The 8,874-nt window shown below is 65.6% G+C and carries 4 protein-coding genes; 2 read left to right on the forward strand and 2 right to left on the reverse strand.

Features of this window, described 5'->3' with window-relative positions:
• Positions 1-28 precede the first annotated feature (28 nt).
• Positions 29-4,927 carry a dermonecrotic toxin domain-containing protein gene (locus tag ACLEJP_RS09620; protein ID WP_440805896.1) on the forward strand — a complete coding sequence of 1,633 codons (4,899 nt, stop codon included), beginning with the start codon at positions 29-31 and terminating at the stop codon, positions 4,925-4,927.
• 3 nt (positions 4,928-4,930) lie between these two features.
• Here ACLEJP_RS09620 and ACLEJP_RS09625 read toward each other — a convergent pair whose 3' ends face one another.
• Positions 4,931-7,402 (reverse strand): UvrD-helicase domain-containing protein, encoded by a 2,472-nt coding sequence (locus ACLEJP_RS09625; RefSeq protein ID WP_440805898.1) that lies wholly within the window; start codon positions 7,400-7,402, stop codon positions 4,931-4,933.
• Positions 7,403-7,622: 220 nt separating this feature from the next.
• On the opposite strand from ACLEJP_RS09625, the gene ACLEJP_RS09630 reads away from it, so the two are divergent.
• Complete coding sequence (locus ACLEJP_RS09630; protein WP_225778232.1) at positions 7,623-8,321, forward strand: pirin family protein; 699 nt, start codon at positions 7,623-7,625, stop codon at positions 8,319-8,321.
• Between the two features lie 59 nt (positions 8,322-8,380).
• Here ACLEJP_RS09630 and ACLEJP_RS09635 read toward each other — a convergent pair whose 3' ends face one another.
• A complete protein-coding gene (locus ACLEJP_RS09635; protein ID WP_440805900.1) occupies positions 8,381-8,869 on the reverse strand; it encodes an isochorismatase family protein in 489 nt (162 codons plus the stop codon).
• Positions 8,870-8,874: the final 5 nt, after the last annotated feature.

Below are 8,874 nucleotides of genomic sequence, written 5' to 3' on the forward strand. Positions count from 1 at the left end.
GGCGCCTCACCTACTCTGGAGCCGCATGATGACCGCCACCACTCCCTTTCACCTGCGCCAGATCGAGCGATCCGTACCGCACTGGGCCCGACAGATTCCGAGCCCCCACATCACGGCGATGCTGGGCACCTTGCGCAAGGATTATCTACAGGACGATGGCCAGCCGTTCGATTGGCACCAACAGGCAACCGACCCGCAACGCCAGGCTCTGGATGACGCTCTGGAACAACGCGACCGCAGCCGCAGCACGCTGAACAAGACCCTGGCCGGGCTCCAGGGCATCACCGAATTCTGCAAGCCCTTGCTGGAACAACGCCTCGGCATCGCGGTGCCGGTGGACGAGGCCGTGTACTTCTACCAGCCCTTCAGGCGCTTGCCCAGCGTGCCTGCCGAACCGGAAGCCGGGCTGGGCTCGACCAGCGAACCGGACCGGTTCAAGTACGACCCCGATGGCACGCCGCGCAAGGTGACGCTGCTGGAGGCCGCGCTGCACAACTTCGCCACCGACGATGAGGCTGGCCCCTACAGCCTGCTGCAGACCAGCAAGACCCAGATTGCACCGCTTGTCGGCTGGACCCCGGCCAGCTTCGTCGAAGCGTGCCGCAGCCTGGACCTGGGCGGGCAGTACCAGGCCCACATCCGCTCGGTTTACCACAGCGCAGAGCAGGCTGGTCTGGCCGGGCAGTTCATCCAGGCCAGCCGCGACGAACTGCTGGCCCAAGCGCAGATCGCGCTGCTACGCGGCAAGCTCAGCGATGCCGGCCTGGAGGCAGTGCGCCAGCTGTGTACCGACAGCCTTCCCGCGCAACTCAAATGCTGGCGGCTAAGCCTGTACCAGGTACCCTTGCATGAAATCATGGTCATCGGCATGCACGCTGACGACAAGGTCAGGCCCTGTATCATCTACATCCCGGGCGCGCATGACGCGCCGCTGATGGAATATCCGTCGGCCAGGGCGGCGGCAACTGCCCTGGCGGTTCGCCTGCAGGACGAGCGGCTGCTGCAACGGGTCATTCGCTGTGCTCCTCAGTCGTTGCAACCCAAGCTGGCCCGCCAGTTGCGCGCGCAACTGTTCGAGACCCTGGTCGCCCCCAACATACCGGCCACCCTGCCGCGCCCTGCGCCACGCTTGCGCTACCAGGCCACCGAAGAACTGCCTGGTGATCTGTGGGCGTTCCTGTATCGCACCCATGTCGATCGGGTCAAGGCCGACGCCGCCACCCTGGCGGTACCGACTGCCGCGGTGGACGCCGCCGCCCGCGTGGAGCGCCTGGAACACTGGTTGTCCATCGGGCTGGATCTGGCCAATGTGGCAGCCATGTTCGTCCCGGGGCTGAACATCGTGATGCTGGCCGTGGGTGGCGCGCAGCTGATGAACAGCGTGTTCCACGGCATCGAGGCCTGGGAAGCCGGGGACAAGGCCGAAGCCGCCGCGCAGCTTGAATCAGTAATGCTCAACCTGGCGCTGGTCGGCGTGGTCGGTGCCGGTAGCGCCCTGCTCAGGCCGTCACGCTTCGTCGACTCGCTGGTGCCCATTGAACATGCTGGCGGTGAACGCCTGTGGCAACCCGCGATCGAGCGCTACGCAAGCCCCGAGGTGTTGCCCGATACCGTAGAAGCGAACGAACACGGGCAATACACTCACCAGCAGCGCCACTTCATCCGTCTCGATGGCACACTGTACGAACAAGCCGAGACCCCTTCGGGGCAGTGGCGTATCCATCACCCTGAAGAGGCTGATGCCTACCGCCCCACCGCTCGCCCGGTCGGCGAAGGGGCGTGGCGCATCACAGGGGAGCACCCGTTGGATTGGGAGCCAGGCCAGTTGCTCAGGCGCCTCGGGCCGCTGACCGACACGTTGAGCGACAGCGACCTGGAAACCGCACTGCGTTGTACCGACACCGATGAACAGGTGTTGCGCCACCTGCATGTCAGCGAAGACCCACCGCCGGCGTTGCTGGCCGACGCGATCGAGCGCCTGGCGAGCGATCAGGAGGCCAGCGAACTGATCACCCGGGTACGCCACGGGCTCTCGGTGGCGCCCTACAAGCACTATGCCCTCAATGCGCTGGTCGAGTTGCAAGGCTGGCCAAGCGATCACGTGCTGCAGGTGTTCGACGGCCCCGAGCCATGGGGCAATGCAGTGACCTACGGCGACAGCGCAGGCGCAACGCCGGTGGTCATCGAGCTGACCCGCAGCGACCTGGAGCTCGGCCGCTTGAGCCAGGCCGTGCTGGATCAGCTGGATGAAGCAGTGGCTCATCGGCTGATCACCGCACCGCACCCAACGTCACCTGCCAGCGCGCTGGATGATCTTCTCGCAGACCACCTGGCCGCGCGGCGCAACGCCCTGTACGAAGCATTGCATGACGGCAGGCAGCAGCCCCTGGACAATGCGGCCGAGGTTTTGAAACGGCAATTCACCAGTCTGCCCAACCGGGTACTGAACCAGATCACCCGGCAGGCAAGCACAGCGGAACGTGCGCGCATGCTTGGCGGCCGCGTCCCGTTGCGCATTGCCGAGGAAGCCAGGGCGCACCAGGCGCATGTCCGTCTGGACCGCGCCTTGCTGGGCCTGTATCGCCCCGGCCTGGCCAATGCCGACAGCCAACGCCTGGCCAACGCCTTGCTGGCCGAGCGACCGGGAGCCAGCAACGCAGAGTTGCTGCAAGCGGCGCTCGCCGACCGGCGACGGGCCGCGCAACTGATCGGCCAGCAACCGATCCGGCCCGGTTACCGTTCGCCAATGCGCCTGGCCGATGGGCGCTTCGGTTATCCGCTGAGCGGTCGAGGCAGTTGGCGAGACTGGATCAGGCTGGGTGGCTCCAGCATCGAAGAGCGCAGGCTGCAGGAACTCTACCCTGCCCTGTCGACGCAAGCACGGCGGGCCTTGCTTGAGCAGTTGCGCCAACGGGGCAACGTCGCTGAACAACTGAGCCACCTGCAGCGCGAACGTGCTGCACTGGACGAGGCCCTGCGCACCTGGCGCGATGCTGCCGAAGGCGATGCCCGGGAGGAGCGCAGCGCGTTCGGCCAGGCCATGCAGCGCGCTGCCCGGCGTGATGACGGCACCACCTTGCACCTGCAGCACATGACGCTGGCGAGCCTGCCCGAGCTGCCGGCGCGGTTCGACCACATCCAGACCCTGCATATCCGTGGCCTGGGCCTTGACTTCCTGCCCGCAGGGTTCTTCGAAGCCTTCCCCGGTTTGCGCCAGCTGTCGCTGGTCGGCAATCCGCAACTGCAAGCCGAGACGCTGTTCAACGCGCTGCGCAATGCCCCCCAGTTGCGTTTCCTGGAAGTGCTCGATAGCCCGCTGGGCCACCTGGATGCCACGGCCAGGGAGGCCCTGCGTGGCATGCGCCATCTGCGTGCCCTCAGGTTCAGCAACAACCAGTTGGCGATCACCGACGACAGCCTGCAGCTGCTGGCTGGCCTGCCCCTCGAGGAGCTGGACCTGAGCAGGAACCAGGTCACCCTGACGCCAGCCCTGGCGGCCCGGTTTGGCGAAATGCGCCAGCTGCGCACTCTCAACCTGTCGCAGAATCCGCTGGACACTCCACCACACCTGGCCTCCCTGGAGCTTTTGCGTAACCTGACGCTCAATGATTGTCGCCTGAGTGCGTGGCCCGACGAACTCACCACTTTGATGAACCGGCATGACTATGCGTTGCGCAGCCTGGAGCTGAGTGACAATGCCATCCACGAACTGCCCACGCTAGCGGACATATTGGCTACGCCTTATGCGCGCAACCTACTGACCCACCACGGGCAAAACTGGGAGTTTCACTTCAACGGCTTGTCGCCCGCAGCCGCCGGCCCACTGCGAGCAATCGGCGTGGCCATTATGGAAGATGCCGAATTCCTGCCCGCTGCCGATGCGGTGGACTGGCGGGCCAATGGCGATGCAACCCAGCAGTTGCTGTGGGACAGCCTGTTCGACGACGGGGCCAACCCGGCACTGCGTGAGGTCATCGAACGCGTGGGACGCTCGGCGCAAGCGCAGAATAACCAGCGCTCACTGGCCCGGGAAATCTGGCAACTGCTGGAGGCGGCCAGCCAGGACCAGGCCTTGCGCGAGCACCTGAACGAAGTCGCCGGTGACTTCCCCGCCACCTGCGGTGATGCCGGGGCCGATGGCTTCAGTACCTTGCAGGTCGAGCTGATGGCCTATGCCGAAAGCAGCCAGGCCGATATACCGGGGCCCTACCTGTTCCAGTTCTACCTGCGGCTACTGCGTCGCGAGCAGGTCAACAGACTCGCGGCACGCATCCAGGCAGCACGCTTCCAGCGGCAACGCGCCCTGCTGGCCTTGGAGCATCTGCCTGGGGACAGCCGGCCGGCCGTTCCGCAACTGCCCGACCTGGACCCTCTGGACGATATTACCGATGCAGAACTGCTCGAAGGCGGGCTGGACGATATCGAAATACGCCTGGCGTTACGCCAGTCACTGGCAGGGCAACTCGAATTCCCGGAGCCGAGCCAGGACATGCTCTATAGAAGAGACGCATATATTTCCGACGTGGTCGTGGAAAACGTTGCAGAGGAAGTCGAAGCATTCGCCGACGCGCCCGGCACACGCCGCGCCTGGATCGGCGCGCAGCCCGGCTGGCAGCGTTTTCTCAGGCGGCGCTACGCGGCGCGCTTCGATGCCTTGAATGCGCGCTGGTACCAAGGCATGGAGTATCTGCAATATTGCCTGGACGCTGACAGCGACGCGGTAACCACGCTGGCGCCATCGGTACGCGAGGCGCTCAACGAAGTGCTGCCTGAGGCCGTGCCGGACGCGGCGGGCAGGCTCCCCCGGCTCAAGCTGGGCAGCCAGACGTACACAACGGCTTTGGCACGCCTGAGCAGCGGCCGCCAGGCAGAAGAAGATGCCCTGTACCAGCGCCTGACTGACCAGCAGGACCCCAACAAGCGCTGACCCTCACTGCCCGCGCAGGTCTTCGAAGAAGGCCTGCCGACCATCCACCTGGCTTGAGGCGCGCGGAGCTGCCGCGGCTTCACTGTTGGCAGCTTCGACATGCCAGTAACAGTGTTGTACCGCACGGGTCACCGCCACGTAGGCCAGGCGCTGCACTTCCTCCTTCTGCGCCGTGTCGAACGGTTGCGCATCACCGGGCTTGCCCAGCCCAGCCTGGCGATACACCTGGTTCTTGTACGGCGAGCTGGTCAGGTACTGGCAGTCGCCCAGCATGAACACGGCGTCGGCCTGCAAGCCCTTGGCACTGTGGTAGGTCAGCTGGCGCAGCCGGCGCTGCTCGGCCGGCAGCGCTGCCTCGGCTTGCAGCACGCTGAGCAGGTGCTCGTTCATCAGCGCCCTGTCGCTGCCCTTGCGGTACAGCATCATGACCGTCTCGCCACGCTGGTAGTGCTCGATCAACGTTTCCCCCAAAGCGGCCTCGTCACGGTCGAACACCTTGACCGGCGAGCCCGGCAGCGCTGCCGCCGGGCCACTGGCCCTGGCCCTCTTGCCGGCAATCGCCGGGGTGCCCTTGACCAGGTGCTCGGCCGCATCGATCACTTGCTGCTGGCAACGGTAGTTGTCGACCAGCATCACCCGCGTGTTGGCCGGCGATGGGAACGCCTTGGTGAATTCCATGAAGTATTTGGGCGAACTGCCGCGCCAACCGTAGATCGACTGCCAGTCGTCGCCCACGCACAGCAGCGACGAATAGCGGGCATTGCGCCCAGTGTGCATGGCCGGACCGCGTCGGCGGATCTCGGCCAGGCTGGCGCGCAGCCAGCTGACAATCTGCGGCGATACGTCCTGGAACTCGTCGATCATCAGGTGCGCCAGCGGGCGGAGCAAGGGGTCAGGCAGCAGTTTCAGGTTTTCCGGGTTGTTCTCGCCGAACAGCGCGAACATGCGGTTGTAGCTCATGACCGGTGGCGACTGGTCCAGCAGGTGCGCCTCCAGGGCCTTCCAGTACAGGGCCAGGGCCTCGAAGAACAACGCGTCGCTGTCGCCTGGCGGAAAGCTCATCGCCGCCACGGCAGGGTTGACCTCCAGGCCGAGGTTCTCGATGAAGTTGGCGGCGCCGACGAAGGCATCCAGCAGCGGCGCCGGGGCCAGCTCGCCCTTGACCTTGTATTCGAAGCCGGGGCCGGCCACCGCATCACCGGCCAGCGAAGCGGCCAGGCGCCGGGCCATGGCATAGTTGTCGAGCCAGATCAGCGGCCGGTCGCAGAAAGCCTGCAACAGGGTACGTTTGACCGCCCACTCGGCACGCACCGCCAGCTTGGCGCCGGGGCGCTGGTACTGGGCGCTTTCTGCCGGGTCGAAGCCCAGCACCACCAGCGGCCCGTGGCCAGCCAGACGGCCATGCACATGGAACTGGCTGCCACGGATCGCGACCGTCTCGCGACAGGGCTCGATCCCCTTGATCGGCCAGGCGCCGGCGGCGAACCACAGGTCCTCGATCACGTCACACAGTTCTTCGTCACGCTGGGCGGCCAGCTGGGTCACCTGCGCGCGCTTCTGCACTTCGGGGTTGCTGGGGTCCAGCGGCTTCAGTTGCAGGGCTTCGCTGCGCAGCAGGCCGACCAGCTCGGCAAAACGCGGGCTGCTACCCAGCAAGTTGCTGTAGCACTGGTTCAGTTGCTGGCGCTGGGCATCGTTCAGGCGCAGGTCGAACGGGTTGCTCTCGGCATCGGCTTCGCGCCCGGCGGGCATCTCGTTGCCCAGCGTTTCGAACGCACGCACCTGGGCAAAGCCCGGCAGGCTGCGTACCAGCGGCAGGATGCGTGAATGGAAGGTGCGCACCAGCTCGCGCGCTTGCGCCGGCTGCAGGTCGACCTGCCACAGGGCGAAGACCTGCAGCAGGCGCTTGATGAAGTCCTTGCGCGACTCGCGGGTGAAGGTGACCACGGTCATCGCATCCAGCTCGTAGCCCAGGTAATGGCGCAACAGCAGGATGCGCAGGACCAGCGAGGTCGACTTGCCCGCCCCGGCCCCGGCGACCACGCAGGTGGAGGGCGTGTCGCTGAAAATCAGTTTCCACTGCGCGGCACTGGGTTGGGCCGCGGCGGCCAGGCGCTGGGCGACATCGGCCTTGAAGCGTTTTTTCAACTCGGCAGTCAACGGCAGGCGCCAGTCATCGAACAGGTTGTCGTCCTGACCCGGCACGGCGGCAACCTCGGGGCGGGTATCGCGGATCACCAGCACCTGGCGCCCGGCCTCATAGCCCTCCACCCGGCCGCGCTCGAAGCCCTCACGCATGCCCTCGGCGTGGCCGCTACGCTGGCCGCTGACATGGCCGAGGAACCATGAATCGCGGTGCTGGGCGCCCAGGCCGGTCAGGCCACGGCCCAGCAGGCGCGCCGCCAGGCGGCGAAACCAGGGTAACTGGGCAGGTGGGGTAAGGTCGGCTGGGGCCTGGGTCTGCTCGTGGGCCACGGTCACTCCGGTGAAAAAGCAAAATCAGCGGGCATGTTCGCCGCATCGACGGAAAATCGCCAGCGAATGCTTGCAGATCAGTGGATTAGGCGATGAAGCGGGCAAACTACGCCACCTTTTACATCTATTTAACTGATCAATTTAAGCCGATATTTACGCTTATTTTCGATCTTTATTTGGCGCATCATGGCCCCATTCCACTGATTCAAGGAGCACGACCATGCTGCAACTTCGCCCCTTCGAAAGCCTCGGCCACGCCAACCACGGCTGGCTCGATGCCCACCACCACTTCTCGTTTGCCGAGTACTACGACCCGGCGCGCATGCACTGGGGCAACCTGCGGGTCTGGAACGACGACCTGATCGCTGCCGGCAGCGGCTTCCCACCGCACCCACACCGCGACATGGAAATCATCACCTATGTGCGTGAAGGCGCGATCAGCCACCAGGACAGCCTGGGTAACAAGGGCCGTACCGAGGCCGGTGACGTCCAGGTGATGAGCGCCGGTACCGGCATCGTGCACAGCGAATACAACCTGGAAGAGGTCGATACGCGCATCTTCCAGATCTGGATCGTACCGGAGCGCACCGGTGAAGCACCGCAGTGGGGCACCCGGCCGTTCCCCAAAGGTGAACGCGGCGAAGGCTTCGTGACCCTGGCCAGCGGCCGGGCGGGTGACGAGGACAGCCTGCAGATCCGTACCGATGCCCGCCTGGTGGCCGCCACCCTGCGTGCGGGTGAAACCGCCGAGTACCGCTTCGATGCCGCACGCCGGGGCTACCTGGTGCCGGCCAAGGGGCTGGTGGAGGTCAACGGACTGCGCGCCAAGGCGCGCGATGGCGTGGCGATCGAGCAGGAGGAGGTGCTGCGGGTGACCGCCATCGAGGACAGCGAGATCGTGCTGGTGGATGTGGCCTGAAGCCCTTCCCGACGCAAGGCCGCTGCTGCAACAGCCGCGCACAGGCCAGTGACGATTCGCTACTGGCCGTGTGCAGCCAGCTCCGCAAGCACCTCGGCGGAAGTCGTGACCTGGCGGAAGTGATGCTGCCACAGCTCGATGCCCAGCTTGCCCGACCGATCCAGCGATGAGCCGACGGTCATGTCAGTGACCAGGGTGGGCATCAACCCCGCATCGAACAGGGCGAAACCGGCGGCCAGCACACAGGTCTCGGTCTGCAGCCCACACACCAGCACGCGCTCCACGCCCAGCTCGCGGATGTACGCGATAGCCTCGGCGCTCTGCCCGTAACCATGCTTGACGAATACCTGGTCGGCCTCGACCAGGCTTTCGTCGTCGGCCGCCGGATGCCAGCCGAGTTGGCGCTCGAACGGGGTGACCTGTTCGTCGTGCAGTTCGACCGAGGCAATGGTGGGTATGTTTGCCGATAACCGGCGCAGGCCATCGACCAGCCATTCGGGCGGACTGAAGGTGGACTGGACATCGACGATGAGCAAAACCTGGCGCATGGGCG

Origin of the sequence: Pseudomonas sp. SMV7, from assembly GCF_052041995.1 — a bacterium.
Taxonomy (GTDB): Bacteria; Pseudomonadota; Gammaproteobacteria; order Pseudomonadales; family Pseudomonadaceae; genus Aquipseudomonas.

Coding starts and splice junctions, on each gene's coding strand:
- ACLEJP_RS09635 (WP_440805900.1), bottom strand. CDS start 8,869: ATGCGCCAGGTTTTGCTCATCGTCGATGTCCAGTCCACCTTCAGTCCG.
- ACLEJP_RS09620 (WP_440805896.1), top strand. CDS start 29: ATGACCGCCACCACTCCCTTTCACCTGCGCCAGATCGAGCGATCCGTA.
- ACLEJP_RS09630 (WP_225778232.1), top strand. CDS start 7,623: ATGCTGCAACTTCGCCCCTTCGAAAGCCTCGGCCACGCCAACCACGGC.